The sequence below is a fragment of the Myxococcales bacterium genome (assembly GCA_016706225.1).
Lineage (GTDB): Bacteria > Myxococcota_A > Polyangia > Polyangiales > Polyangiaceae > JADJKB01.
On the sequence record JADJKB010000021.1, the window covers coordinates 903,230 to 928,634 of the forward strand.

Annotated in this window: 27 protein-coding genes; 15 read left to right on the forward strand and 12 right to left on the reverse strand. The window is 66.7% G+C overall.

The features are described 5' to 3' along the window. Positions 1-17: 17 nt before the first annotated feature. Genes IPI67_28710 through IPI67_28720 form a run of 3 tightly spaced genes read right to left on the reverse strand, consistent with a single transcriptional unit; the run spans position 18 to position 1,874 of the window. The gene (locus IPI67_28710; GenBank protein MBK7584169.1) at positions 18-620 is read right to left on the reverse strand and encodes a hypothetical protein; all 603 of its coding nucleotides are present in this window, start codon (positions 618-620) and stop codon (positions 18-20) included. A 46-nt stretch (positions 621-666) separates the two neighbouring features. After that, complete coding sequence (locus IPI67_28715) at positions 667-1,026, reverse strand: cytochrome c (protein MBK7584170.1); 360 nt, start codon at positions 1,024-1,026, stop codon at positions 667-669. Continuing rightward, positions 1,023-1,874, reverse strand: a complete 852-nt coding sequence (locus IPI67_28720; protein ID MBK7584171.1) for a hypothetical protein — start codon at positions 1,872-1,874, stop codon at positions 1,023-1,025. The genes IPI67_28715 and IPI67_28720 overlap by 4 nt, the downstream gene beginning before the upstream one ends. A gap of 145 nt (positions 1,875-2,019) precedes the next feature. Between IPI67_28720 and IPI67_28725 the strand changes: the two genes are divergently transcribed. From IPI67_28725 to IPI67_28765, 9 genes are all read left to right on the forward strand, one after another. Next, entirely contained in the window at positions 2,020-3,240 is a 1,221-nt protein-coding gene (locus tag IPI67_28725; protein ID MBK7584172.1) for a hypothetical protein, read from the forward strand. 171 nt (positions 3,241-3,411) lie between these two features. Next, positions 3,412-5,355, forward strand: a complete 1,944-nt coding sequence (locus IPI67_28730) for a long-chain fatty acid--CoA ligase (protein ID MBK7584173.1) — start codon at positions 3,412-3,414, stop codon at positions 5,353-5,355. An 86-nt stretch (positions 5,356-5,441) separates the two neighbouring features. Further along, positions 5,442-6,227, forward strand: coding sequence for a class I SAM-dependent methyltransferase (locus IPI67_28735; protein MBK7584174.1), 786 nt, complete (start codon positions 5,442-5,444; stop codon positions 6,225-6,227). A 231-nt stretch (positions 6,228-6,458) separates the two neighbouring features. Continuing rightward, a complete protein-coding gene (locus tag IPI67_28740) occupies positions 6,459-7,658 on the forward strand; it encodes a lipid-transfer protein (GenBank protein MBK7584175.1) in 1,200 nt (399 codons plus the stop codon). Between the two features lie 382 nt (positions 7,659-8,040). Next, positions 8,041-8,478, forward strand: coding sequence for a hypothetical protein (locus IPI67_28745; protein MBK7584176.1), 438 nt, complete (start codon positions 8,041-8,043; stop codon positions 8,476-8,478). Between the two features lie 6 nt (positions 8,479-8,484). After that, on the forward strand, positions 8,485-9,015 hold the full coding sequence (locus IPI67_28750) for a hypothetical protein (protein MBK7584177.1): 531 nt from the start codon (positions 8,485-8,487) through the stop codon (positions 9,013-9,015). A gap of 47 nt (positions 9,016-9,062) precedes the next feature. Then, positions 9,063-9,320 carry a hypothetical protein gene (locus tag IPI67_28755; GenBank protein MBK7584178.1) on the forward strand — a complete coding sequence of 86 codons (258 nt, stop codon included), beginning with the start codon at positions 9,063-9,065 and terminating at the stop codon, positions 9,318-9,320. Between the two features lie 70 nt (positions 9,321-9,390). Beyond that, a complete protein-coding gene (gene gluQRS / locus IPI67_28760; GenBank protein MBK7584179.1) occupies positions 9,391-10,344 on the forward strand; it encodes a tRNA glutamyl-Q(34) synthetase GluQRS in 954 nt (317 codons plus the stop codon). After that, positions 10,341-11,012, forward strand: a complete 672-nt coding sequence (locus IPI67_28765) for a matrixin family metalloprotease (protein ID MBK7584180.1) — start codon at positions 10,341-10,343, stop codon at positions 11,010-11,012. Before gluQRS ends, IPI67_28765 begins: the two co-directional genes overlap by 4 nt. 18 nt (positions 11,013-11,030) lie before the next feature. On the opposite strand, the gene IPI67_28770 is transcribed toward IPI67_28765, so the two are convergent. The 5 genes from IPI67_28770 to IPI67_28790 all read right to left on the reverse strand — a co-directional run bounded on the left by IPI67_28770 (position 11,031) and on the right by IPI67_28790 (position 16,546). Further along, positions 11,031-11,636, reverse strand: a complete 606-nt coding sequence (locus IPI67_28770) for a tRNA-(ms[2]io[6]A)-hydroxylase (GenBank protein MBK7584181.1) — start codon at positions 11,634-11,636, stop codon at positions 11,031-11,033. Positions 11,637-11,661: 25 nt separating this feature from the next. Continuing rightward, on the reverse strand, positions 11,662-12,480 hold the full coding sequence (locus IPI67_28775; GenBank protein ID MBK7584182.1) for a metallophosphoesterase: 819 nt from the start codon (positions 12,478-12,480) through the stop codon (positions 11,662-11,664). A gap of 11 nt (positions 12,481-12,491) precedes the next feature. Beyond that, a complete protein-coding gene (locus tag IPI67_28780) occupies positions 12,492-14,003 on the reverse strand; it encodes an MFS transporter (protein MBK7584183.1) in 1,512 nt (503 codons plus the stop codon). A gap of 134 nt (positions 14,004-14,137) precedes the next feature. Then, positions 14,138-15,268 (reverse strand): site-2 protease family protein, encoded by a 1,131-nt coding sequence (locus IPI67_28785; protein MBK7584184.1) that lies wholly within the window; start codon positions 15,266-15,268, stop codon positions 14,138-14,140. A 51-nt stretch (positions 15,269-15,319) separates the two neighbouring features. Next, the gene (locus tag IPI67_28790; GenBank protein MBK7584185.1) at positions 15,320-16,546 is read right to left on the reverse strand and encodes a phosphatidylinositol transfer protein; all 1,227 of its coding nucleotides are present in this window, start codon (positions 16,544-16,546) and stop codon (positions 15,320-15,322) included. Positions 16,547-16,635: 89 nt separating this feature from the next. Between IPI67_28790 and IPI67_28795 the strand changes: the two genes are divergently transcribed. Next, a complete protein-coding gene (locus tag IPI67_28795) occupies positions 16,636-17,442 on the forward strand; it encodes a prolyl oligopeptidase family serine peptidase (GenBank protein ID MBK7584186.1) in 807 nt (268 codons plus the stop codon). On the opposite strand, the gene IPI67_28800 is transcribed toward IPI67_28795, so the two are convergent. The 3 genes from IPI67_28800 to IPI67_28810 are packed head-to-tail and all read right to left on the reverse strand — an operon-like array spanning position 17,403 to position 20,926. Next, positions 17,403-18,887, reverse strand: coding sequence for an amidase (locus IPI67_28800; protein ID MBK7584187.1), 1,485 nt, complete (start codon positions 18,885-18,887; stop codon positions 17,403-17,405). The genes IPI67_28795 and IPI67_28800 overlap by 40 nt on opposite strands. 12 nt (positions 18,888-18,899) lie before the next feature. After that, positions 18,900-19,481, reverse strand: coding sequence for a CoA pyrophosphatase (locus IPI67_28805; GenBank protein ID MBK7584188.1), 582 nt, complete (start codon positions 19,479-19,481; stop codon positions 18,900-18,902). Next, complete coding sequence (locus IPI67_28810) at positions 19,442-20,926, reverse strand: MATE family efflux transporter (protein ID MBK7584189.1); 1,485 nt, start codon at positions 20,924-20,926, stop codon at positions 19,442-19,444. Before IPI67_28810 ends, IPI67_28805 begins: the two co-directional genes overlap by 40 nt. Positions 20,927-21,046: 120 nt before the next feature. Here IPI67_28810 and IPI67_28815 point away from each other — a divergent pair, with 120 nt between their 5' ends. After that, positions 21,047-21,664 carry an alpha/beta fold hydrolase gene (locus IPI67_28815; protein MBK7584190.1) on the forward strand — a complete coding sequence of 206 codons (618 nt, stop codon included), beginning with the start codon at positions 21,047-21,049 and terminating at the stop codon, positions 21,662-21,664. Here IPI67_28815 and IPI67_28820 read toward each other — a convergent pair. Then, entirely contained in the window at positions 21,644-22,909 is a 1,266-nt protein-coding gene (locus IPI67_28820) for a hypothetical protein (GenBank protein ID MBK7584191.1), read from the reverse strand. The two genes, IPI67_28815 and IPI67_28820, sit on opposite strands and share 21 nt — an antisense overlap. A 5-nt stretch (positions 22,910-22,914) precedes the next feature. On the opposite strand from IPI67_28820, the gene IPI67_28825 reads away from it, so the two are divergent. The 4 genes from IPI67_28825 (at position 22,915) to IPI67_28840 (ending at position 25,403) form a co-directional block, all read left to right on the forward strand. Next, positions 22,915-23,730, forward strand: a complete 816-nt coding sequence (locus IPI67_28825) for a crotonase/enoyl-CoA hydratase family protein (protein ID MBK7584192.1) — start codon at positions 22,915-22,917, stop codon at positions 23,728-23,730. A gap of 154 nt (positions 23,731-23,884) precedes the next feature. Next, complete coding sequence (locus IPI67_28830; protein MBK7584193.1) at positions 23,885-24,445, forward strand: sigma-70 family RNA polymerase sigma factor; 561 nt, start codon at positions 23,885-23,887, stop codon at positions 24,443-24,445. Then, positions 24,442-24,936 (forward strand): hypothetical protein, encoded by a 495-nt coding sequence (locus IPI67_28835; GenBank protein MBK7584194.1) that lies wholly within the window; start codon positions 24,442-24,444, stop codon positions 24,934-24,936. Before IPI67_28830 ends, IPI67_28835 begins: the two co-directional genes overlap by 4 nt. After that, on the forward strand, positions 24,936-25,403 hold the full coding sequence (locus IPI67_28840) for a periplasmic heavy metal sensor (protein ID MBK7584195.1): 468 nt from the start codon (positions 24,936-24,938) through the stop codon (positions 25,401-25,403). The genes IPI67_28835 and IPI67_28840 overlap by 1 nt, the downstream gene beginning before the upstream one ends. The last annotated feature ends 2 nt before the right edge of the window (positions 25,404-25,405 follow it).

Consider the following 25,405-nt stretch of genomic DNA (forward strand, 5'->3'; position numbering starts at 1 on the left):
GAAGGCACGGCGAGCCCTCATTTCGTCAGTGTGTACTTGATCGAATAACTGATGACCGTTGGGCCCTTCTTCGGTTTGTCGAACTCGACCTGCTCGAAGACCTTGACCACACAGTCGCGAAAACCGTTGCCTTTCATGGCCGTGCGCGGCTGTTTCACCGCCGCATGGCCGCCGTCGCGACCGATGTGCAGATCCACACCGAAGGTTCCACCTTTCACCGGATCGTCCACCTTCACGTAGCAGGAGCGAAAGGCGCCGAATTGGTTCTCGAGCGCCCGCAAGAACGGCGCCTTCGACGCGTCGTCGTTTGGGCCACCCCCGATGTGGAGGCCGACGTTCTCCACCTTGACCTCCGGCAAGGCGGCACCAGGCGGCGGAGGCGCGTCGACGACGGCAGGCGGAGCGCTGGCTGTCGGGGCGGCTGCCGGAGCTGGCGGTGGCACGGAGACCGGTGCGCTCGTCGCTGGAGGTGCGCTCGCCCCTTGCGCAGTGCCCTCGCCTTCGTCGGCGCGGCACACAGACTCCTTGGCCGTCTTTGCCTCGCACGGCGGACAGGAACCACAGCCTGAGATCAGGAGGCACGAACCCAATGGCAGCGCCAGGCGACGCAGATCGAACATGCGCCGCTGATAACGCCGGCGCGGGCGGCGACCAAGCCCGAAGCGTTCAGCGGGCCGCGGCCCCGGGATTTGCGGACTCTTCTCGCAACCGCGAGCTAACCGCCCACAGGTACTCAGCCATGGCCGAGGCATCGTCGTCGGTGAGCTGCACGCCTTGGGTCTGACGCATCTCGGCGATCTCGTCGGCCCACTGCGCCGGCGGCACTTCGTCCGGGGACTTCAGGGTGTGGCAGCCGGCACAGGTCTGCACGTACAACGAGCGCCCCTTCGCCAGTCGCTCACCCGTGGCGCCGGGGAACTGCCCTCGAGCCCGCTCGACGTCGCTGGCATTCGCCGCGGGCAGACCTGCGGCGCAGCCAGCGAGCGCCGCAGCCATGACGATGAACGCGAAGAACCGTTTGTTCACAGATCCATTCCGAACAGGACGCGCACGTTGACCCGTTCGTGGTGCTCGAGATCGAGCGCCCCGTCGTCCTTTTCTTTCGCCTCCTCGCCTTTGATGGCAAAGACTTGAGGCTGAACCGTCAACGCGGTCCACCAGGCTTTCTGGGCGTAAGCAATGGACGGGCCGAGATAAAAAGCCGTGCTCTCGTACTCCTTCGCCTTCTCGAGCTCCGTCTTGGTGCGCAGCTCGACGCCGAGCACCACGTTCGGGGTCACGAAGTATCCGACACCGAGATCCGTCTCGACGGCGATTTCACGCTCAGACTCGCCTTTGGTCTCGAACTTCCACTCATGCTCACCCACGGCATTGAAGGCAACCAGGAGGTCTCCCATGCGTTTGTCGACGATCAGCTTGAGCTCGACCTCCGCTTCGGCGGGCGCCGCCGTCCACTCGAAATAGAGGGCGGAGCCGATCGGGTCGGCAAACGAGTCGCTGAGCTTGTACTTCCACTCGTTGGAGATACCGCCGAACTCGAACCCAGACGCTCGGGTGGTCTGGCCGGTGGTGGCGTCCGTCTGATCCGCGGCGAGCGCGGTCATGTTCCAGTACCAGGCCATCTGCAAGTTTGGGACTACCCCGAACTCGAACTCCAGGCGCTGGTCGAAGCGATTGTAGAATTGGTCTCGGCCGGCCCGCCAGGTCGTCCAGGGTTCGAGCTCGACGCTGCCGGGGTTCAGCACGTTGGACTCGTGGGTGAAGGCAAAACGTCGCTCGGATGCGCCGGCGTCCCTGGGCGAGAGAGTGGTGAAAAGGACGGAAGCGCCGAGCACGATGGCAAGGGATCGAAGGCGAAACGAGACGGCTGACATGCGGGTTTGCTCCTTCAGACGGGCTCACTCTGCCTTATTGAAAATGATTGTCAATGTCATTTTCAATAGGACCTACCGCCGGAAGATGATCCCGGGTAGCCGTCCCTTCAGATCGGGGCGCCGAACGGGTATGCGGAGGGCACCCATGCAGGCGCGCGCGGTCTCGGCTCTGGTCTTGCTCTTGGCGGTGGGCTGCGAGCGAAAACCACAAAAGCCGCCGCCGCCGGCGAGCTCCACGCCCGCAACTTCCGGCAGCGCAGCGACCTCGGCTTCACCGCCTACCGCGAGCGCACGCAGCGTCGAGCGAGACGAGCTCATCGATGCCGGGAGTGCCACGGATGCCGGCGCGAACGCCGCCATCGAGCTGTTCGACATCGGTCCGGCAGGGCCGGCGACCGCCACGAGTCGAGGCGTCGTGCTGCTCACCCGCGACGACCAGCTGAGTGTCACGGCGTTGCCGAGCACCGTAAAAGGCGCTCCGGCTCCGGTGAGCCTCGATGCAGGTCAGTTCGCAGCCTTCGCTCGCGGCCCGGCCGTGCTGGGGGAGCATGCATTCTGGATTTCCAAGGGGCGACTGGTCCGAGCCAAGCTCTCGGGCGGCAGGGTTGATGTACTCAGCGAGGACGCGCGGGACGGCACTCGCGTGTCGGCCGCGTCGTTCGGCGGCAAGGCGGTGGTCGCGTACATCACACGCCCCGCGAGCGCCGACGGAGATGCCGCCGCGCGCCTCTGGGTGGACGGCGGGGATCCGTTGCGCCTCTCGCCGGAGGGAGCAGCCGCCAGCAGCGTGACGCTCGCCGAGACCTCGCGAGGTGTGATGGCCTTCACCCTCGAAGGGCGCACCGCGATGACGCCGGTACACGCTCGGCTCCTGCTCGAGAAGGGCGGCAAGACGGCCCTCGATGAAGATGTCGTCGTGTGGGTGGGGGGCTCGGCACAAACCTCGACGGAAATCGTCGCGGCCGAGAGCGCAGCCGGCGAGGTCTGGGGATTCGTGGCGATCGAACGGGACGTGTCGCGCTTTGGCCTCGCGGCGCTTGCTGTGGGTGAGCGACCGAAGATGGGGGTGCCCATCACCTGGCGCATCTACCCAAATGGCCTCGATCCTGCGCCAATCTCGGTGGTGCGGGCGTGCGGCGACAGCTGGCTCGCTTACGTCAGCCCTTCGGAAGCCAAACCCGGCGCACCGCAGGAGCTGCACCTGTCGAGCCTGGCGCTCGATGGCCTCGGGCCATCTCGAGTGCTCGCGCGCGCCAAAGCTTTCGCCAACACTTCCCTCGCCGCAACGCCCGAAGGCATCGTCGCTGCCTACACGGCGGACCATCGCACCTGGGCTGCACGCGTGCGCTGCGCAGCCAAGAAGTGAAGCTCCCACGCGGCGCAGCGGCGCGAACGGACGCGCCCGAGTCCGGCCGGGACATCGCGTCGCGGCACCATCGGCCAGACTTGTCGTCTTTTTCACTTCCTGTGAGTCCCGCCAAATTGACAGATCAAGTGTGGGCGAAGACCGAGACACTGGCCTAGACTCGCGCCCCTGATGCTGGACCAGATTCGCTCCCCCGCAAACCCGACCAAGCCGGTGATCCCCGACTGCAAGACGCTGCCGGAATTGTTCCTCGGCCGCGTCGACCGTTCGCCTCATGCGACCACTTGGCGACGCAAGGTCGATGGGGCCTGGGTCTCCTCGACCTGGCGGGACTTCTACGAGTCGGCTGCCGCGCTCGCGGCTTGGCTCATGGACGCGGGGCTCGCGCCCGGTGACAAGATCACCGTCGTCGGCAGCACCCGACCCGAGTGGTGCATAGCGGACATCGGCGGCCTGCTTGCCGGCGCGGTCACCGTCGGTGCCTACCCCACGCTCACCGCGGAGCAGCTCGGTTACATCTTGGAGAACTCGGACTCGCGGTTTGTGATCGTCGAGGACGGAGAGCAGCTCGATAAGGTCATCGCCGCGAAACCCGGCCTGCCAAAGCTCGAGCGCGCGTTGGTATGGGAGACGCGCGGCATCGAAGACCAGCTGAAGAACGAGAGCTGGATTACTCCGTTCGCGGACGCGCTCACCAAGGTGCCGGAGCGCCAGCGAGTCGAGGCGAGGGTCCGCCAGATCGATCCCAAATCGACGGCCATCATCGTCTACACCAGCGGCACGACCGGCCCCCCCAAGGGGGCGATGATCTCCCACGAGAACATCGTCACGCTGCTTGGTAGCTCGACCATCATGGAGTTCGACGAGAACGACTGCGGATTGAGCTTCCTCCCCATGGCCCACGTCGCAGAACGCGTGCTGGCGTTCTACGGTCGCATCAACCACGGCATCGCCACGGCCTACGCCAGCAGCGTGCCGGCGGTGCTCGAAGAGGTGAAGGAGGTGCAACCCACCATCTTCGGCAGTGTGCCGCGCATCTTCGAGAAGGCCTACGCTCGGATTCAGAGCGAAGTGCAGAAAGCTCCGCCGGGAAAACAGAAGGCTTTTCGCTGGGCCGAGGGGGTCGGGCATGAAGTCGTCGCGCTCTGGCAAGCAGGCAAACCCATCCCGCTCGGTCTGCGCATGAAACACGCTCTCGCGGACCGGCTGGTGTTCTCGAAGCTGCGCGCGGTCTTCGGCGGTCGGGTCCGATACTACGTCACGGGTGCCGCCCCCATTCCGCGCAAGATGTTGGAGTTCTTCTGGGCCGCAGGCTTCCCGATCTTCGAGGTCTACGGCATGACCGAATCGACGGTGGTCACCCACGTCAACCGACCTGGCGCCGTGCGCCTGGGTTCGGTGGGCAAACCCCTCGCCTTCGTCGAGGACAAGCTGGCCGAAGACGGCGAGATCTTGATCCGCGGCAAGACGGTGTTCCAAGGTTATTACAAGGCGCCGGAGGCCACGGCCGAGACCGTCGATGCGGAGGGCTGGTTGCACACCGGCGACGTCGGCAAGCGCGACGATGCCGGCTACCTCTACATCGTCGATCGCAAGAAGCACATCATCATCACCGCCGGCGGCAAGAACATCACGCCTGCCAACATCGAGAACGAGATCAAGCACCAAGACCCGCTGATCAGCCACGTCCACGCCCATGGTGACACCCGCGCGTACGTCACTGCCATCGTCTCGGTGAGCCCCATCGAGGCCATCGAGTGGGCAAAGAGCAACGGGCTGGCCAGCGAGGAGGCCGAGCTCGAGCGGATGAAGCTCGCATTGATGCAGAACCCTCTGGCTCTGCCCGACGGCCTGAACGAGCTGATGCAGAAGGTCACCTCACAGCCCGGACTCCGCCAGCGCATCGCCGAGGCCGTGCACCGCGGGAATCAGAAGCTCTCGCGCGTGGAGCAGGTGAAGCGTGTGTACTTGCTGGAGCGCGAGTTCTCTCTGGACGAAGACGAGATCACACCGACGCTGAAGGTCAAGCGCAAGAACGTGGAAAAGAAGTTTGCGTCCACCTTCGACAAACTATACGAAAACGCGCAATTCGACATCGTCGTCATCGACAAGTAGCGCTCCCAGTGACCCGAAAAAAACAACCCAGCTCGAGCCGCAAGGCCTCGAAAAAAACTCGCAAGAAGCCGGCCAAGAAGCCCGCGTTGACGGCCAAGAACGCCGACCGGCACGTGCTCTACCAGCTCAGCGTGCAAGACGCGGAGGTCGAGGTCGATTTCCTGGATCACGTCTATCGCTCGCTGCTCGGACGCCGCCCGCAGAGCCTGTTGGAGGATTTCTGCGGCTCCGCGCTGTTGTGTGCGGAGTGGGTTCGGCGCGGGGAGTCGCGTAAGGCCACTGGCGTCGACATCGACCCGAAAGTGCTGGCCTGGGGCAAACGACACAACGTCGCGGGCCTCGGCGAGTCGGCAAGCCGCCTGTCCTTGTTGCGGCAGGACGTTCGGAGCCCCGTGCGGGCCAAGTTCGACGTCGTGTGTGCCTTCAACTTCAGTTACTGGGTCTTCCGCACGCGCGACGAGATGCGCGCCTACTTCGCCCATGTCCGCACGTTGCTGGCCAAAGATTCGTTCTTCGCCCTCGACGCCTACGGCGGCTGGGAGGCGATCGAGCCAATGGAAGAGCGCCGCCGTATCAAGGGTGGGTTCACCTACGTCTGGGACCAAAATGGCTTCGACCCGATCACTCACGAGGTCGTCAACTACATCCACTTCGAGTTCAAGAACGGCAGCCGCCTGAACAAGGCGTTCAGCTATCACTGGCGGTTCTGGACGCTCCCAGAGCTGCAAGAGTTGCTCGCCGAGGCAGGCTTCTCGGACGTGCAGGTGTACTGGGACTGCTCGAAGAAACCGATGGACGCCGAGGTGTTTCGGCCGCGCCTGCGCGCCCACAACCAGCCCGGCTGGCTCGCGTACATTGTCGCGCGCCGCTGAGCTCTGCTGAGCGCCTCCGCTCGCGCCGCCTGGCCCCTCCCCCTTCCACGCCCGCACAACGGCGCACCCGCTCGGTGCTCCGAGCGGAGAACCGCCGTGCGGCCGCAGGGCGCTCTCGACGTGCTCAGCCAGGCTTGCCTGCCTAGGGTCGATGGCGTATCGCAGCTGCGCGGCTCGAGCCGGAGCGCACCCGCTAGAGGGACGCCATCGGCCACCAACTAGGAGAGAACCATGGGCAGGAAAGTCTACGTCGTGGGCGTGGGAATGACGAAGTTCGAGAAGCCGGGCTCCAAGGAGTGGGACTACCCGGACATGGTCAAGGAGGCCGGCGAGAAGGCACTAGCCGACGCTGGCATTCCCTACACGAAGATCCAGCAAGCCGCGGCCGGCTACGTCTACGGTGAGAGCACCAGTGGGGAGCGCGCCCTGTACGGGCTCGGTCTCACCGGCATCCCCATCTACAACGTCAACAACAACTGCTCCACCGGCTCCACGGCGCTGTTTCTGGCCAAACAGCTGATCGAAGGCGGGCTGGCTGACTGCGTGATGGCCGCCGGCTTCGAGAAGATGGAGAAGGGCTCCCTCGGCGCAAAGTTCATGGACCGGGTGAACCCCATGGACAAACACATGATGCTGATGATGGAGCTGCGAGAGTTCGCGCCGGCTCCGCCGGCAGCGCAGCTGTTCGGCAACGCCGGCCGGGAGCACATGGAGAAGTACGGAACGAAACCCGAGCAGTTCGCCAAGGTGGGCTGGAAGAACCACAAACACTCGGTGAACAACCCGTACTCGCAGTTCCAGGACGAGTACTCGCTCGAAGACATCCTGAACGCCAAGGAGGTCTACGCGCCGCTGACGAAGCTTCAGTGTTGCCCCACCTCGGATGGCGCCGGCGTGGCCATCTTGGCCAGCGCGGAGTTCGTCAAGGCGAACGGTCTGGAGAAGCAGGCGATCGAGATCGCCGGCATGTCGATGGTGACCGATCTGAAGAGCACCTTCGATGAGCGTAGCTGCATCAAGATCGTCGGCTCCGACATGACGCGCAAAGCAGCCCAAACCGCCTACGAGGCGTCGGGCGTGGGTCCCGAGCAGGTCGACGTGATCGAGCTGCATGATTGTTTCAGCACCAACGAGCTGCTCACCTACGAAGCGCTCGGTTTGTGCGAGGCCGGCAAGGGCGGCGAACTGATCGACTCGGGCGCGGTGACCTATGGCGGAAAATGGGTGGTCAATCCGTCGGGCGGTCTAATTTCGAAGGGCCACCCGCTCGGGGCCACGGGCCTCGCCCAGTGTGCCGAGCTCAACTGGCAGCTCCGGGGCCTGTCCGAAAAGCGCCAGGTCAAGGACGCCAAAATCGCGCTGCAACACAACCTCGGCCTCGGTGGCGCGGCCGTGGTGACGGTTTACCGCCGACCCGACGCCATCAACTGATGGCGCGGACCAGGGGCACGACGTGCGCGTGCGCAGTTCTCTAGCAGATTGAGTGTAAGGCCCTCGGGGCTCGACCGTTTTCTACGATCGCGCCCGCGGGGGCCTCGCACATTTCGGGCGCGGGACGGCGGGAAACGGCCGGTTCTCCGACCAACTCGCCGCATGCCACCCATCGATTCCGTCCGTCGATCGTCTCACTTTGGTACCCTCCCCTGACTCTGCCTCCGGCTCGGGTGAAATGATGTCGATCTTCCATCGCGCTGCTCTCTCAGGACTCCTCACGCTCGGACTGATGGGTTGTGCCGCGAGCAAGGCGCAGGAGCCCGCGAGCCCCGAGCCCGGCGGAATGCCAATGCAACAGCCAGGTTATGGGCAACAACCCATGCCCGCCCCGGGGGCGGCGCCGACCGGGACCTCGAGCGCAGCGCCCAACGCAGGCGGTCTCGACCGCGACCAGCCACGTGCGGAGGACGAGAACCAGTTCACGAGCCTCGCGGAGGCCGAGGCGGCACTCGACAGAGCCCGAGCCGAGCTGGGGCCAGCTACCCCGCCCACCCCGGGCGCCAGAGCGAAGACCAGCGAGACCGCCAACAAGAAACCCGCGAAGCCGGCGCCCAGCGGCGGCGAAGCCGAGCCACTCGCCGCTGGTACCGATCGCTGTGTCTCGGCTTGCAAGGCCTTTGCATCGCTCAAGCGCGCCGGTAGCGCGGTGTGCCGCTTGGCTGGTGAAACGAACGAGCGCTGCAAGCGCGCCCGCGGAATCGTACAAGAGAGCGAGACCAAGGTGGCCGTGTGCAAGTGCGCGCCCGACGGAGAATGACCTGAGATGCGCTCTTCAATCGCAGTATCGCTCGTGCTCGCTTGTACCCTCGCGGGCTGCAAGAAGGACGCGGCCCCGGCGGCCAGCGAGGCGCCGCCGCCGGCCCCGCAATCGGTGGCATCTCCGGTGGAACAACCGCCCGCGGCCACCCCGACACCGGAGCCCGAAGCGAAGCCGACACCGGGTCCAGGCCTCGCGCCCGAAGCCGCGAAGGACGAGGACGACAGCCGGCGCAATCTGCTCCGGGACCCGAGCACCCTCGCCGAAGCCGAAACGCAGCTGACCCAAGCGCGAGCCGACCTCGACAAGTCGTTGGGCAAGGCTGGCGACAAGGCCGGCAAGGGCGCCGAGCGCCTGGCTCAGGGTGACGCCCGCTGCCCCGATGCGTGCAAGGCCATGACCTCGCTCCGCCGCGCCGCCGCTGCCGTCTGCAGGCTCGCGGGTGATTCGGCCGACCGCTGCACGCGCGCCAAGAACATCGTGAAGGAAAGCGAGGCCAAGTTGGCCGTCTGCAAGTGCGACCCCGACAAGGAATGACCCAAGCTCCTCGCCTCGCCGCGGTTTGAAGCACGGGAGGCACAAATATGACTCGGATCGGGATTTCCGCGGCCCTCGGCCTGACCCTTCTGGCCATCACCGGAGTCGCCAGCGCTGACGTTCAGAGCGCCGTGCGCACAGACGATGGGGATCGTTACATCTTCGACGACGAGCTCCTGAACTCCGACGTCGGGTTTCCAGCGGGAGCGCGCATCACGGTCAGGCCCCTCGCGGGTCGCGTCTTGCTCATCCGACCGCGAACCTCGTTCGTCCGCGAGATGTTCAAGTCGGTCGAGAAGATGTGAGCTCGGCTCCGGGCTTGGCGCCGCGCGAGACGCTGAACACCGGGTCTGGCAAGCTCACGAGTGAGCGCCCATGGACTCCACACCGCCGGTCGGCCGGCTCGCACCGAGCCCCACGGGGCTGCTCCACCTCGGGCACGCGCGCTCGTTTCTGCTCGCCTGGTGGAGCGTCCGCGCCCGCGGCGGGCGCATCGTTCTGCGTATGGAGGATCTCGACGGTCCTCGAGCCCGCTCGGAGATGATCGACGCCGCGCTCGTGGATCTGACCTGGCTCGGCCTGGATTGGGACGGACCAATGCTGCTGCAGAGCTCCGGCCTCGAGCGGTTGCGCGCCGAGGCCGGTCGACTCAGCGACCTCGGCGCGGCCTACCCGTGCATCTGCTCGAGAGCCGACGTTCGAGCTGCGCTGAGCGCGCCCCACGAGGGGGACGTGGAGGTGCGCTATCCGGGAACCTGCCGCGATCGCTTCGGATCCCGCGAAGACGCACGAAAGCTGACCGGCAAGGACGCCAGCCTGCGCTTCCGGGTGCCGGACGGCGAGACTTTGGTCAAGGACGAGCTCCGAGGCGAGCAGAGCTTCGATGTCGGCGGCACGGTCGGCGACTTCATGGTCATGCGGCGCGATGGCACCCCGGCGTACCAGCTGGCCGTGGTGGTCGATGACGCGGCTCAAGGGGTGACGGAGGTGCTTCGCGGCGACGACCTCTTGCCGAGCGCGGCGCGCCAGATCTTGCTTCAGCGGGCCCTTGGACTCACCTCCCCGCGCTGGCTCCACGTGCCGCTCGTGGTCGACGCCTCCGGCCGACGTTTCGCCAAACGTGCCGATGATCTCAGCCTGGCTGAGCTGCGGGAGCGCGGGGTCGATCCGCGCCGCATCGTCGCCTGGGCAGCCGGGGTTTCGGGGCTCGACGGCGACGAGCGAATGACACCGGAGCAATGCCTGAAGGACTTCTCCCTCGCGCGCTTGCCGCGGGACCCGGTGCGGCTCACGGCCGCAGAGCTTGCTATGCTGAAAACCGCGCCATGAACCCGCATACCCGTCGTAGATTTCTGGCGCTCTCCGGGCTCTTCCCCCTGGTGCTCTCCGGAGTTGCCGGCGCGGAGGAGGACGGCGGTCGCACCGTGTACGTGCAGGCTCTGGGTAAGGCCCTCCCGGAGGCCGACGTGGCCATGGTGGTCGAGGCGCTCCGGGCGTTTTACGCGGTCGAGGTCAAGACCCTGCCGCGGGTCGATCTGCCAAAGAGCGCGTACTACCCGAAGCGCGCGCGCTATCGCGCGGAGAAGCTGCTCGACTTCTTGAAACCGCGCATGCCGAAGGACGGCAGCCGTATCCTCGGGCTGACGAGTGTCGACATCAGTACGACCAAGGGAAAAATCGACGACTGGGGTATCTTGGGACTCGCGACCATCGATGGCGCAGCGTGTGTGTTGTCGTCCTTTCGTTGCAAGCGCCTGGCGAAGAACGCCTTGCACGCCCGGATCCGGCTCGGCAAGGTGGCGGTGCACGAGATTGGGCACACCTTCGGGCTCGATCACTGTCCCAACCGCGGCTGTCTCATGGAGGACGGCGGCGGCAGCGTGTTGACGACGGACCGCGAATACGATCTCTGTTTCGAGAGCAGGCAGGCGCTGACCTCCCATGGGATCGAGCTGGCCGACGGCACGATCCCGTGGCCGAAGCCGAAGGCGAAGTAGACGCCCTGCGCCGCCGTGTCAGTGGATGCGCGGGGCGATGGGCAGCCTCGCCACGATTTCGGACTCGGCGTCCGCCATCTGCTCCAGTCGAGCACGGGTGATCTCCCTGCCAAATCGGGTCTCGGCCAGGTGCACGAACAGCGCAGCATGGCCGGCTTCGCTGGACTCCAGCCGCCGGAAAAACTGCGCGAGCTCCGACTCTCCTCGGCGCTCGAGCTCACGCCGAAGTAGGCGGAAGCGCTCACACGAGCGCGCTTCGATCAAGGCGGCGACCAGCAGCCGGTCCAGCTTCCTCAGCTCGACCGGATGACGGAGGAGACCCATGAGGGCTCGCGCGTAGGGATCACCGCGGTCCCTCGTCAGCTCGGCGCCGCGTTCGGTGAGCAGCTGGTGCACTTGCCGAAAGTGCCCCAGCTCCTCCTCTGCCAACGCCGCGAGCACCCGCACCAGCTCGGTGTCCTCTGGGTAGTCGTTGATCAACGCGATGGCGCTCGCGGTGGCCTTCTTCTCGCAGTGTGCGTGGTCTGCCAGCGTCGCCGGCAAGTCGTCCGCCGCGACCTTGCACCAAGCTTCCGACGTCTCGCTCTTGAGCAAGCGTTCGGCGGGGCGCTGCGCGTCGAGCATGGCGTCGGGATCTACAACGAGTGGCTCAACCGCGCACCAGGCGAAACACCGGCAGCTCGGGTCGGCACAGAAAGCGCGCGTGCACGACGCTGGTGCCGGTGCCCCGGCTGACGTAGGCCTTGCCACCCAGTGTGTCGTAGAAACCCGCGCTGAAGCGCCCGCTGCCCGGTGGCAGAAATGGCATGAGCGAGCCGACCCGAACCTGACCCCCGTGGGTGTGCCCGGCCAGCGAGAGGGCGAAGCGCGGGGCTTCAGCCGGCACCCGATCGAACATCTGAGGGCTGTGGGTGAGCAAGAGCTTGGGCTCGTCACCAATGGAGAGGCGGCCGAGCGCGTCCAGCGTCCGGTCCCAGCGCGGTGCCCCCGCGTAGCCGTCGTCGGTAGCCACGATGGCCACGCCGCCGAGGCGCACGGCGTCGTCCACCAGGAGCCGTGCCCCGAGGCGGGCGTACTCTTCGCTCAACCCCGCGGCAGTGAAGCCACTCCAGTGTTCCCAGTTACCAAGTGTGGACACGACGTCCGCGCCAGTCGCGCGGAGGGCACTCACGAGCTCGGCGAGCACGGGCAAGCTGCCCGGATGGTCGACGATGTCGCCGGTCAGGACCACCAGCTGAGCTCGAGCGCTCCGCACGGCGTCGACGATCGCGTGCTCGACTCGACCGAAATGCCGAAGATGGGCGTCGGTGACCTGCGCCAGGACAAAACCCTCGAGGGCGCTCGGCAACCCAGGGACCGGAACGACGTGGTGTGTGACCGCGAGCCATGCCGGCTCGACCACGAACGCGTCGAGCGCACCGGCACCCGCCACGCCTGCCGCGCCGAGCAGGAGTCGGCGGCGGCCCAGGCGCCGCGGTTTCAGCTCTTGACGATGGTGCGGATCCACTTGCCGTAAGCGTAGATGCCCATCGCCGTCACGATGCCGATGACACCCATGAAGATCCACACCGCACCAATGTTGTGGGTCGAGTACATGAGCTCGGTGAGGTGCTCCCGGGATTCGCCCGTGAACTTCATCAGGGCACCAAAGGCCTCACCTTGTTTGATCGCCTGCAGATCGGCCGCCGGCATGCCGCGCTCGGCCAGGAGCACGCGGGCGAATCGATCCTTCGATGCAAAGTGATCGTACAGAACCGGGGCCGTGAACCCTTCGATGCCCCAGCCAATGGCCAAGGGGATCTGAGAGAACCCCAGGTACATTGCCTTCTTGTCGGCCGGCGCGAAGTTGCCGATGAATTCGCTGAATTTCGGGCTCGAGAGCATCTCACCCACGCTGAAGATCAGGATCGCCCCGACCGAGATCCAGCCGAGCTTCGAGTACCCGGACAGGAACATTGCCAGTGTTGCGAGCAGCGTTCCGACCACCATGCTGGTCGTAGCCCGCAAACGACCGCTGGCCCAGGCGAACAAAAAGCAGGTCGTCATGATCAGGCCGGCGTTCAGGTTCAACATGCCCTCCGGCATGATCTCCGTGCCTTCTTTGTTCATCACGACGAAGAACTTCACGAAGGCGCTCTCCGTCCCACCCGAGCCGAACAGCGTCTTTACGATATCGCGCGTGTCGACCCAATCTTCGATGTGGGCCGGAAGCACGTCGAAGAGGGCGTTGAACATGTACCAGAACCCCGAGAAGATCAGCAGGTACAGCCAGACGTGTTTCTTCTTGAGCTCGCGCAGCGACTCCTTCCAGAGCGCTTCCTGTTTGAGCTCGCCGCTCTTTGCCAGGCGGGCGCGCTCGAGGCGCTCTGCCTTGCCCGGCTCCTGGTAAGTGAGGAGCAGAAGGAAGTTGCAAGCGATGAGCGCCGCGCAAGAGAGGAACACGTAGCGCCACTGCATCTTGCGCATGTAGCCGGCGAGCAGCGGCCCGAGAAACCCACCGATGTTCACGGTCTGATAGAAGATACCCCAGGCCATCGAGCTGTTCTCGCGCTTGGTGGACTTGACCAGAGTGCCCTGAATGCCCGGCTTGAAGATCGCGGTACCTGTGGCGAGCAGCATGGCCCCGGCGAAGAAGCCGTAGAACGTCGCGAACTGCGCCATCACCAGGTAGCCGAGGATCTTGACCACCGTCGAGGCGAAGATGGTTCTTTTGTAGCCATACCGATCCGACAAACCGCCAGTGAACACCGGGACCACCGACTGCACCCAGGCCCAGGTGCCCAGGATGATCCCGAACTGCGACATGGCCACGCCCAGGCCGCCATCGCGCGCCGGAGCTTTGGCGTACAACGTCGCGACGGCCTTGACGCCGTAGTAAGCGAAGCGTTCCACCATCTCCATGGCGCCGACGACCCAGAACACGTAGCCGAGGGAGACGATGGCGGCGCCCAGGCCGAGCTGCTTCACGTCGTCGAGCGCGGCAGTGTCCATCTCGGGCTTGGCAGTGCCGCTCACTTCGTCGGTCTTTTCACTCATGACGGTCCTCGGCCTCCAAGGGAGCGACGCGAGGAGCGCCCTCCCTCGCTCTCGGGGCGCGGCACCTTAGACCGAGGGCGGGCCGAAGTTCAACGCGCCTCGGCGCCGCCGGGGCCCCGAAGGTGGTGTAGGAGGTCTGCCATGCTCGCGGCGCGCGCCAGATCGTCCAGGCTGATGAGTCCCAATGGCCCGTGCGGGCCGCGCACGACCAAAGGACGCCCGCCGCGCTCGATCAGCCGGCTTCGCACCTCCGTGAGCGGCTCTGTCAGGTCCACCTCTTCGAGATCCCGGCTCATGACTCCCGCCACGAAGGTCAGCGGTCCCGAGCGACGCACGGCCCGGAGGATCTCCTCGCGCGAGATGTTGCCGACCAGGCGCTCGCCGAGCACGACCGGATAAAAGGGCTGCCCGGAGCGCAGTGCGTGCTGCATGGCGACACCGAGCATGTCACCGGGCTCGAGACACAGCGCCCGGGTGTCCACGGCGTCGCCGGCAGAGAGGCCCGCGAGAGCCGAAAGGGCGCGGGCCGTCGAGCGCTCTTGGGCGGCGCCCATGAACACGAAGACACCAATGAAGACCAAGATCAAGTTCGCACTCAAGAGGCCAAAGATTGCCAAGCCGGCGGCGATCACCTGACCGACGGTGGCGGCGATGTTCGTGGCTTTGAGCTTGCCGAAAACGAAGGTCAGGAGCGCACGAAACACCCGACCGCCGTCCATGGGCAGAGCGGGGATCATGTTGAAGACGGCGAGGGCCACGTTCGCCGAGATCAAGACGGCAACCAACGTCGCGGCCGAGGGCGGCGCCACCAGGCTGCGCACGAACCCACCCCCAGCGAACCACGCCGACCCGGCGTGCAACAGGCTCGCGCCGACCAGCAGGCACGCGATGACGACGTTCACCAGTGGCCCGGCGACGGCGATCAACAGCTCGTCGAGGGCAGACTTTGGCTCGCGCCCCAAGCGAGCGACGCCGCCGATGGGCAGGAGCAAGATCTCCCGCACTGAGACCCCGAGCCGCTGAGCGACCAGGCTGTGACCGAGCTCGTGCAGCGCGACACAGGCAAACAACAGGCACACCAGCACCGCACCGAAGAGCGCCCCGAGCGCGCCGTGCGAAACGCCCCACTCGAAGCCCCCGAGCGCCACCACCAGGAGGAACGTGACGTGGACGCGAATCGCGATGCCGCGCACGGAGGCGATGCGCCAGGAGAAATTCATGAGCTCGGCTCAACATAGAGCCGCCCTACCGGGTTGGCGAGGCGCCCTGGGTCAGTTACACGGCTTTGCGAGGCCGCCGAACTCCCCGAGCAGCTCGGTGTAGGCCTCGATCCGACGTCCCGCGTGAGCCGCGTCGGTGAATTGAAAGAAGATCCGATGGTTGCTCGGCTGGATGTTCGACATGAAGAAGGCGTCGGCATCGGACGCGGTGTTGCCAAAGGCGTAGGCGGCCACGAACCCGCGCCCCAGGAACTCGTCGAACTCTGCCTTCTTGAACGCGTAGGCCGCGCCGCCGGTGCCACCGAGGGCGAAGGTGGTGTGGACCACGCCGAGCGGGAAACCGCGCACCTTCACGAACTCGCGGGTCCGCCCGACCAAGAACTCGGGCCGAGCGGTCAGGTAGAACGGCCGGTAACCTTTCTGGGCGAGCAGCGTCAGCGCCTTGCCGGCGTCGGGATTCGCGTCCGAAACGCTGCCGGTCAGAATCGAGCCGTACTCCGCCGTCTCGGTGGTGGTCAACGTGCCGTCGACGTCGCTGAAGAAGTACTGCGTGCCAGGTGGCACGACCTCGATGTAGGCCTCCGTGCCACTCAGATCGCCCGCAACGACCATGTAGATGCGGTGGCGACCGATACCGAGCTTCTTCGACGCCGGGATCTGGAAATAGATACGACCGCCGGTGTCTTCGGCGCCCTCGATCGTCGCGTGGTCCCCGTCGTAGGTGGTAACTCCGGTACCGAGCTGCTCCCAGCCGGTGCCACAGTCACGGTTGAGCCAGATATCCACCTCTTCGTCGTGCAAGTCCTTGTCTGCGACTCCGTACGCGAACTTGCCGAGCACCCACTGATCCAAGCTCGGGGTTAGAACGAGGTCGCGGCCGCGATGGTTCGCAAAACCCGTCGCCACGATGATCGGGCTGATGGTGGTGTGTTTCCAGCTACGCTTGCTGAACGTCGGCAGTGGCGCGTCGCACGCGGGCATGGGCACGCAGCCGGCGCCGGTGCCGCCAGCTCCGCCGCTGCCCGATGCACCTCCGCCACCACCGCCGGAAACTCCACCGCTAGCTCCTGCTCCGCCGCCGCCGAGCGGCGCACCGCCGCCGCCACCGACCCCGCTGGTGCCTCCCGCACTCGCGCCTCCGCCGCCGGGAGCACCACCGGTCGCACCAACCCCGCCCCCCGCGTTCGTGTAACCGGGATCCTGCGTGTCGGACGCCCCGCAACCGACGAGGACGAACCCCAGAGTCATGCCACAACCAAGTGCCCAAACTGTGCGCATCGTCGCCAGGTCTCTCCGAGGCCGAGTGCGAACGATACCTCAAAGCCCCACGCCCGACCATCGATCACGTCGTGGTAGCGTTTTTCGTGATGCCGACCACGACCCGCGCCAGGCTCGTCGCGCTCCTCGCACTCGCGGTGTTGGTCGCGGCCTGCGACTCTCGCTCGTCCGCGCCAAGCCCTGCGCCAGCATCGAACAGCGGAAGCTCGGTCGGCCTCTCGCCACGACCGCCTACGGCAGCGCGCGCTGCGGCTCCCCTCGAATACATCGAGCGCCTGACCGGCGGAGCGCGAAGCGACGACGCGCTGCCTTTGATCGTGGCAATGCATGGGCTCGGGGATCGTCCCGAGTCGTTCGGTGAACTGTTCGCGTCATTCGATGGCAAGGCGCGAGTGGTGCTCCTTCGCGCGCCCGATGCTTGGGGCGATGGCTTCTCGTGGTTTCCGTTCCGCCCGAACGACGGCGACGCGCTTCGCTCGCGTGGCATGAGCGACGCAGCCGAACGCGTGGTCGCGATGCTGGGGGTACTCACTGCGCGGCGTCCGACGCGTGGGAAGCCCATCGTCACCGGGTTTTCCCAAGGTGGCATGTTGAGCTTCACGATCTTCGCGCGCCACCCGGAGCTCGTTCAAGCCGCGTTCCCCATCGGCGGGGCCTTGCCCGAACCGCTCTGGCCCTCCGCCGACGCCGCGCACTCCGCGGCACGCCTCGTCGCGCTACACGGCGAGAGCGATGACCGTGTCCCACTCGGCCCAACCCGCGCTGCCGTCGATGCGCTCGGTCGCCGTGGGTTCGAGGCGCGCATCGAGACTTTTCCCGGGGTCGGGCACCGCATCCCAGCGGAGCTTCGCGCTCGCTATTTCGAGCTCTTGCGCGAGGAGCTGTCGAAGGGCTGAGTCGGCTTTCGAGCGCGCGGCCGCGGATCGATGGGCGTGAACGTGCCGAGCTCCGCTTCGATGGCACTGGCCGCTGCGAGGCACAGGTGGTCGCGCCCCCGAGCGGCGATGACTTGCACTCCGAGGGGCAGACCGCGAGCGTCGATCCCGGTCGGCACCTGAGTGGCCGGTAACTCGAGCACGTTGAAGATCGACGTGAACCCCGCGTCGAGGGGCCGCAGCAACGGCGCCCGGTGGTAGGGCGCCGTTCGGGCGTAGGGGGGATGCACGATGACCCCTCGATCGCCGAGGGTGTCCTCGAGCTCGCGACCGAGAGCCTTGCCGATTTCGATCAGGCGCCGGCTGTGTCGGCTCGGGGCGCGCCGCATCAAGCGCTCTCCGAAGATCAGGGCCAGCACCGGTCCGGTGTGGCGTGACCGACCCAAGGCCAGCTTGCCGAGCTCGCGGAGCACCGACAGCTCGGGATCCCCGCTGACGAGCTCCGCGTAGCTCACGCCCTCGTCTTCCGACATCATCGCGCCCCACACCCAGAGCGCGCGGCGAAACACATCCGATCGCAGACGCCCGACACGAGCGCCGCGTTGCACCAAGACCCGCACGGCGTCCTCCACCGCAACGCGGAGCGCGGCCTCGGCGCTGACCCCGCTGTGTTCGACCGGAAACACCGTGAGGTCCGAGAGCGCCACCGAATCCGGGTCGCCCAAGGTGAAAGGCTCCACGAACCCAGGCTCGTCCGGTCCTGCCACGATGCGCCACAGCGCGCTCAGATCATCAACCCTGCGCGCGATCGGCCCGCAACAGAGATAGGCGCGAAGCTCGCCGCCGAGGGGCGGCCAGTGACCCGTGTTCGGCACCATGCGCCCCGTGGGTTTGTGCCCGGCCACGCCGCAAAACGCCGCCGGCAGACGGATGGACCCGCCAATGTCCGAGCCCATGCCAAAGGGTGAGCCACCCGCGGCGACGATCGCCCCTTCGCCGCCGCTGCTCCCGCCGGGTGTGCGCCGCAGATCCCAGGGGTTGTTGGTGAGTCCGTAGACTCGATTGTGCGTCTCGAGCCAGAGGCCGCCCTCGGGCACGTTGGTCACGCCCAGCACGATCGCCCCGGCAGCCCGCAAGCGTCGCACGACGAGAGCGTCCTCCGTCGCGATCTCGTGTCGCCGGATCCAGAGCCCTCCGGTCTGCGGCATTCCGCGCACCGCATAGAACTCTTTGATGGTGCAGGGCACGCCGAACAGCGGCGGGAGCGCGTCGACGTCGCTGTGTGCGAGCTGCTCGTCCGCCGCGCGCGCCTCCGAGAGCGCCTCGTCGAAGCGGGTCGCAACGACGGCGTTCAGCGCGGGGTTCACCAGCTCGATGCGACGAATATGCGCCTCGATGACCTCGCGGGAGCTGAGCTCCCGCGCCCGGATCTTCGCGGCGAGTTCGAGGGCGGAGAAGCTGACGATGGCGTCCATGGGTCACGCAGGGTAGCGGTTCCCCCAAGGGCGGTCCGCTTCGATTTCCAGCTCTGGCAAACGGACACCGAGCTCACGCGCCAGACGCGCGATCAGCTCGTACAGGATGACGGCGCTCGCACCGAACAAGACGCGGTCATCCAGCCGGAAGTGCGGCAACGCAAACGGCGTTCCGCGCCAATCGGTCATGAAACCGAAGATCTTGCGCTCACCAGCCAGGTAAGGCCGGAGCGGCACTTCGAGCAGCGCCGAGAGCTCGGACGAGGCGATGCGTGGAGCGGCGGACGTGGCGAGCGCGGCGACGAAGGGTGTGATCAAGTACTTGCCGGTCACGACCGGGATCGGTGTCAGCTCGCCCAGAGGTTCCAGCTCATCACTCGTCACCGCCAGCTCCTCTCCCAGCTCGCGATAAGCGGCGCTGGAGAGGGCCTCACCAGGCAGGGGTTTTCCACCTGGAAACCCCAACTCCCCGGCGTGGTCTGCGAGCTCAGTGGAGCGCACGACCACGATGACGGTGTCGTGCCCTGCGAGGCGGAGCGGAACGACTACGGCGGCAGGCGCGAAGGCACCACGTCGAGGCGGCACGGCGGGGAACACCGAGGCGCCGGCCAAGGCGCGAGTGATGAGCTCTTTCGAGAGTGAGACGCCCATGACTTCCCGTGCACCAGACCTAGCGAGACGGTGCGACTGAAGCGCACCGCGAGCGCGATCGCAACTGCGCCGAGGCCCAAGGTCAGCCCCAGCCACAAACCCGAGGCCCCGAGCGCGCCGCGCGTCGAGAGCGCGACCCCGAGAGGGAGACCCAGACCGTAGTGGGAGAGCAACGTTGCCCAGAGTGCGAACCGAGTGTCACCGGCCCCGCGGACCGCGCCTGCGAGCGCCGCCTGCACGGAGTCCGCGGCGAGCGCGAGGGCGGCGATCCCCATCAGCGGAGCCGACACCGCGAGCACGCGTGGGTCACGGCTGATCAAACCGGACAGCTGCCACGGGAAGAGCCAGAAGAGCGCGGCTGCGCCGATACCAAAGAGCAGCGAGAGCACGAGGGAGGCGCGTCCGGCGCGGCGCGCTGCCAGCACGTCCCCGCGGCCCAGCGCGCGCCCAACCCGCACGACCGTCGCTCCCCCGAGTCCGACCGGGAGCATGAACAACGTTCCGACCCACGTGATCGCGACTTGATGAGCTCCCAGCGCCGCCGGCTCGATTAACGCCACCAGCAGGTTGACCGTGGCAAACACCGCGTGTTCGGCGACGAGCGCGAGTCCAACCGGGATCCCCACTCGCAGCACCTCGAGACCCAGCTCCCGGGAGGGGGTCGCGAGGCGGAGACGCCGTAGCTTTCGACCGAGCGGGCTCGCGAACAACACGGCGAGCTGCAAACAGGCCCCGGCGCTCTCCGCCAGGCCGATACCGAAGGTCCGCGCTGGCCCCAGCCCGAGCACGACGGAACCTTGGGCGAGCAGCGGAGCGACGATGAACATCGACAGGTTGGCGACGACCGCCGCCATCAGCACGGGTCGGGTCTCACCCTCCGCGGCCGCAAAGCTCCGAAGTGCGGCGAACACGAGGTACGGCGCGAGCCCAGGCAAGCGACCGAACAAATACCCGCGTGCGAAGCGGGCAGTGTCCGCTGGCAGCCCAAGCACGTCCAGCCCGACCGCGAGCGCCGCGATCACGAGAGCGAGTCCCAGCGCCGCCGCGAGAGCGAGCCAGATGCCTTGTGACAGACCCCGGCGCGCGCCCTCGTGATCACCTCGGCCGAGCGCCTGTGTGATCAGCGGATCGATGCCAAGCACCACACCGAGCCCGAACACGGCGACGGTGAAGTAGAGCGCAGCGCCGAGCCCCACCGCGGACAGCTCGTCCTCACCCAAACGCCCGGCAACTGCCACGGCGATCGTTCCAATCAAGGTCTGCCCGAGACTCGCGAGCGCGAGCGGCGCACCCAGCCGTACGAGAGGCGCAAGCTCCGCTGCTTCACCCGAAATTCGACTCGATGTCGCCGGGCGGACCTCCGCCGTTTGCCTCGCCAAGTTGAGACTCCAAAGCCGAAACGCTCCTCCGGGCCGCCCGCTTCCGGCCTCGAGACACGAGTCGCCGGGCGCGACCCGGCCCCAGCTCGGAAAAATGCACTAACTTTTGCGCGACCGCCGATGACCCGACCGATCTTCGTCTTCGCCCACGGCGCCGGGGCCTCCTCCTCCTCGGCGTGGATGGCAGGCTGGAAAACGCGTCTGGAGACCCTGGGTGACGTTCACTGCTTCGACTATCCGTACATGGCCGCGGGGTCGAGGCGCCCGGATCGTCTACCGGCGCTCGTCAGCGCCCACCGCGAAGTCGTCCAGAACGCACTGTCGAGCCGCACCGCCCCGCTGATTCTGGTCGGCAAGAGCATGGGCTCTCGAGTCGGCTGCCACGTCGCGACGGAGCCCCACCTGCTGCCGGCCCCGGTACTCGGGCTGGTGTGTCTCGGCTATCCGCTGGTCGGGCAGAACGGGCAACTGCGGGACCAAGTCCTCCACGCGCTGCGTGTCCCGGTGCTCTTCGTTCAAGGCACGCGCGACAAACTCTGTCCGCTCGATCGCCTCGAGCAAGCTCGCGCAAAAATGACGACGACGAGCGCGCTCTACGTCGTAGACGGCGGAGACCACTCACTGATGGTCACAAAGACCCAGTTGAAGCGGAGCGGAACGACTCAGACCGACGAGGACACGAAGGTGCTCGAAGCCATCGCTCGTTTCGTGACGCCGCTAACCCAAGATCCTATCTAGCTTTGCCGACCAGTCTGGAACACCCGACGGCTCTTCTGGATAGCGGCCGTAGAGCAACGAGGCGGCGGCGCCACGGGTGAGCGCGGGCACGAGCCGTCGGGCAATTCGCCGCTCACTCACGGCCCCACGGAGCGCGTTCGCGACCACGGCTGGACTCGGACGCGGCACACGCTGCTCGAGCCCCGCGCGCGCGCTCCTTACGTCCAGGAGACCCGCGGACATCATGCGTCCCAGATCCTCCGCCGAAAGCTGCTGCGAGAAGCGCCGAAACGCTTCGAAGGTGGCAAACAGCCCACCGTACTTACGGTGCCACCGGAGCGCATACGTGTGCGGGCCGAGCCCGTCTCCCAGGGTGTCAGCAAGCATGCGCGCCGCGAGCAAACCCGCTCCGATGCCGGAGCCGTGGGCCGAGAAGACCTGACGGCCAGCGTCACCGAGGAGCGCGACGTTGTCCCGACCGAGAACGTCCAGAGGCCGACTGAGCGGAATGGCGCGGGCACCACCGAACAGCACGGGACCCACGAAATCGTGCTCCGCGACGAACTGGTCGATCAGCGCGCGCCCGGAAGCGTGCCCGTCGCCGGGAATGCTCCCGGTCAAGATGCTGAAACAATCTCCGACGAGCCGGACGTTGACCACCGAGAAGCCGCCGGCAACGCCGGTGAAACACAGAGTGTTGCCCGGCGACACGCCGTGCTGCTCGAAGAAGTGCTGCGCCGCGGACAGATTGGTCACGGCCCGCACCTCCTGGGCGGCCGCGCAGATGTCCCCCTTCACCACGCGCGGCTGTTGGAGCAAGCGCGCTCCCGCCAGCCCCGACGCATCGACGAACCAGCTCGCCGAAACCGCTCCGGCCGAGGTCTCCAGCTGGCGCCCATCGAAACCGGTGACACGCGTGTGTTCCAGGAATCGGACTCCCTGAGCGAGCGCGCGACTCTGCAGCCGCTCGACCAGGTGCCGCATGTCGACCTCGAGCACGTCGTGCCCGCGAACGGTGACTCGGCGCGGGCCAAAGCCGGCCAGCAGGTGCAGCTCGTGGCCGCTGCCGAACAGCTCCGCGCCCGTCGGTCGAGCCAGGCGGGCGTCGTCGAACGCCCAGCCGGGAACGCCGTTGATCCAGCGAGCGCCAGCCTCTTTCGCCGCCTGGCGCTCGATGCCGATCACACTGAGCCCGCGCTCGCTGGCAAATCCCGCGAGGGCCGCTCCAGCCGTGCCAAGTCCGACGATGGCGAGATCTGCGCGCATGAGGTATGCGGCATCCTGCCATGCCCGAAACCCTTCACGTGCAACGAAACGAACACGTGGTCAGCATCGTGCTCGACCGCCCGACCATGCCCCCGGTGTTCTTCGATGAGCTCGGCACGGCCTTCGAAGAGATCGCGCAGGATGACAGCGTGCGAGCGGTCGTCCTCCGCTCGAGCTGCAAACATTTCACCTACGGTCTCGACCTGCCCGCGGCCTTCGCCGAGCTGGGGCCGAGCCTCCAAGGCGGGACTGCCGCCGTTCGTGGCGAGCTCCATCGCACGATCCTGCGGCTGCAGGCGCACATCACCAAGGTGGCGAGCTGTCCGGTCCCGGTCATCGCGGCGGTGCACGGCTGGTGCATCGGAGGCGGCATTGATCTCGTCAGCGCCTGCGACATCCGGCTGGCCACCAGTGATGCGCGCTTTTCGGTGCGCGAGACCAAGATCGCCATCGTCGCCGATCTCGGCATTCTCCAGCGTCTGCCCCTCTTGATCGGTCAGGGCGCCGCTCGCGAGCTCGCTTTCACCGGCAAGGACATCTCGGCCGAGCGAGCGGAGCGCATCGGGCTCGTGAACGAGATCTTTGCGGATCCGGAGGCGCTGCTCGCCGGGGCCGAGAGCCTCGCCGCCGCGATCGCCGCAAACGCGCCGCTCACCGTGCGCGGAGTGAAACGGGTGCTCGATTTCGGCGTTGGCCGACGGGTGGCCGACGGGCTCGACTACGTCGCTGCGTGGAACTCGGCGTTCCTGGCCTCCGAAGACCTCGGAGAGGCTCTGAGCGCGTTCCTCGAAAAACGCCCCCCCAGCTTCCAGGGACGCTGACCCACACCCCAAAAATGCTGAGACATTACGAGCTACTGGCGCGTTGAATTAACACAACACCCCGGCCGCGGCATTCGTCGCCAGAGTGCCCTTGGAACTTACAACCGGCGTTTTCGTGGCGGCCCTTCCCAACCGAGGTGAAAAGCTCGACGGCGTGTCAGTCGAACACGAGCTGATCGCCCGCGCGCTCGACGGCGACGGAAAGGCGTTCGCCACGCTGGTCGAACCCCATCTCAGCTTGCTCTACCGCATCGCAGCCCGCGCCTGCGGCGACCGCAGCTTGGCAGAAGATGCGGTGCAGGACGCCCTGGCCCTCACCCATGAACGTCTGGCCCGATACCAGCCCGGCACTTCGTTCCGCGCGTTTCTCGCAGCCCACGCCGTGCGAAGGGCACAGACGCTGCTCAGAGGCGAGCGCCGCCGCCGCGTGCGCGAGGAGTCGGCCGACGCACCGGAGAACCTGCCCGGACCCGCGGAGCTGGTGCGCGCGGCCCATGCCGCTCGGCGAGTCCGCGACGCGCTCGCCACCTTGCCGGAGAAGCGGCGCAGTGTCGCCATGCTACGCCTCGACGCGGGCTTGTCCTACGCCGAGATCGCGGAAGCAGTCGGCACTACGGAAGGCTCCGCGCGAGTGCTCGTGCACATGGCCATGAAGGAGCTCCGGAGCGAGCTTGCCGATCTCGTGGCCGGAGAGGAAAGTTCGGTGCAGTCATGACCCCCCCCGACCGCGAACGAGACGAAGCCGAGCTCGCTGCGCTCTTCGACGAGACTGCCGAGGCGCCGGACGGTATGCAGCTGACCAAGCTGCGCGCACGCGCCGCCGACGTCCCCGGTCGCCGGCGTCGCAGTCGCTGGCTGGCATTCGCCCCGATTTTTGCGGTATTTGCCGGAGCACTCGCGGTGGTCGTCTATCGCGGCGGGCCGAGCGAGGTCGAGACCGCTCGCACCACGGCCACCACCACCGAGTCCCCCGTCGCACCCTCGCCCTCATCGGTGGGACACCCTCCCGAAGCTCTGCAGCCCCAGCAACTGGCGGCGACGGAGGAACCCGACGCGGACCTCGAAGAGAGCGCTCCGGTCGCCGGCCTCGCTGCCCCCGATGATGGGCTCGGCATGGATGGGCTGTCGGCTCCGGGTGACGACGCAGACGAACGCGAGCTCGACCGCTGGTTGGCGGCCGCAGACTCGTATCTTGGAGGTGGTTGATGCACCGCATGCTGGTCCAATGTGTGTTGGCGCTCGTGTTGCTCTTCGCGGTCTCACCTGTTCACGCCGAGGGCAAGGCGGCCGAGGAGAAACGCGCAAAGGTTCAGCAGCGCCTGAAACAGCTCAAGACGCGCGTGCTCCGTCAGGAAGTCGGCCTCGACGAGAAGAAGGCCGACCAGGTCCAGAAGATCTTGACCAAGTACGAGCCCGAAAGAGTCAAGCTGCAGCGCCAGCACCGGGACTACCGACGCGCCCTCCGCGATCTACTGAAAGCCGACAGCAACGACGACGCGGAGTACAAGAAGAACATCGAAGGGTTTCGCAGCACCCAGAAGAAGCTCAATGCGGTCCGTGACAAGGAAATGGACGAGGTCGCAAAGCTGATCACGCCGAAGCAGCAGGCCAAGCTCTACGCCGCCGTGGAACGGCTGCGCCGCAAGTTTGCGCGGGCGCGCCAAGACGACTGACG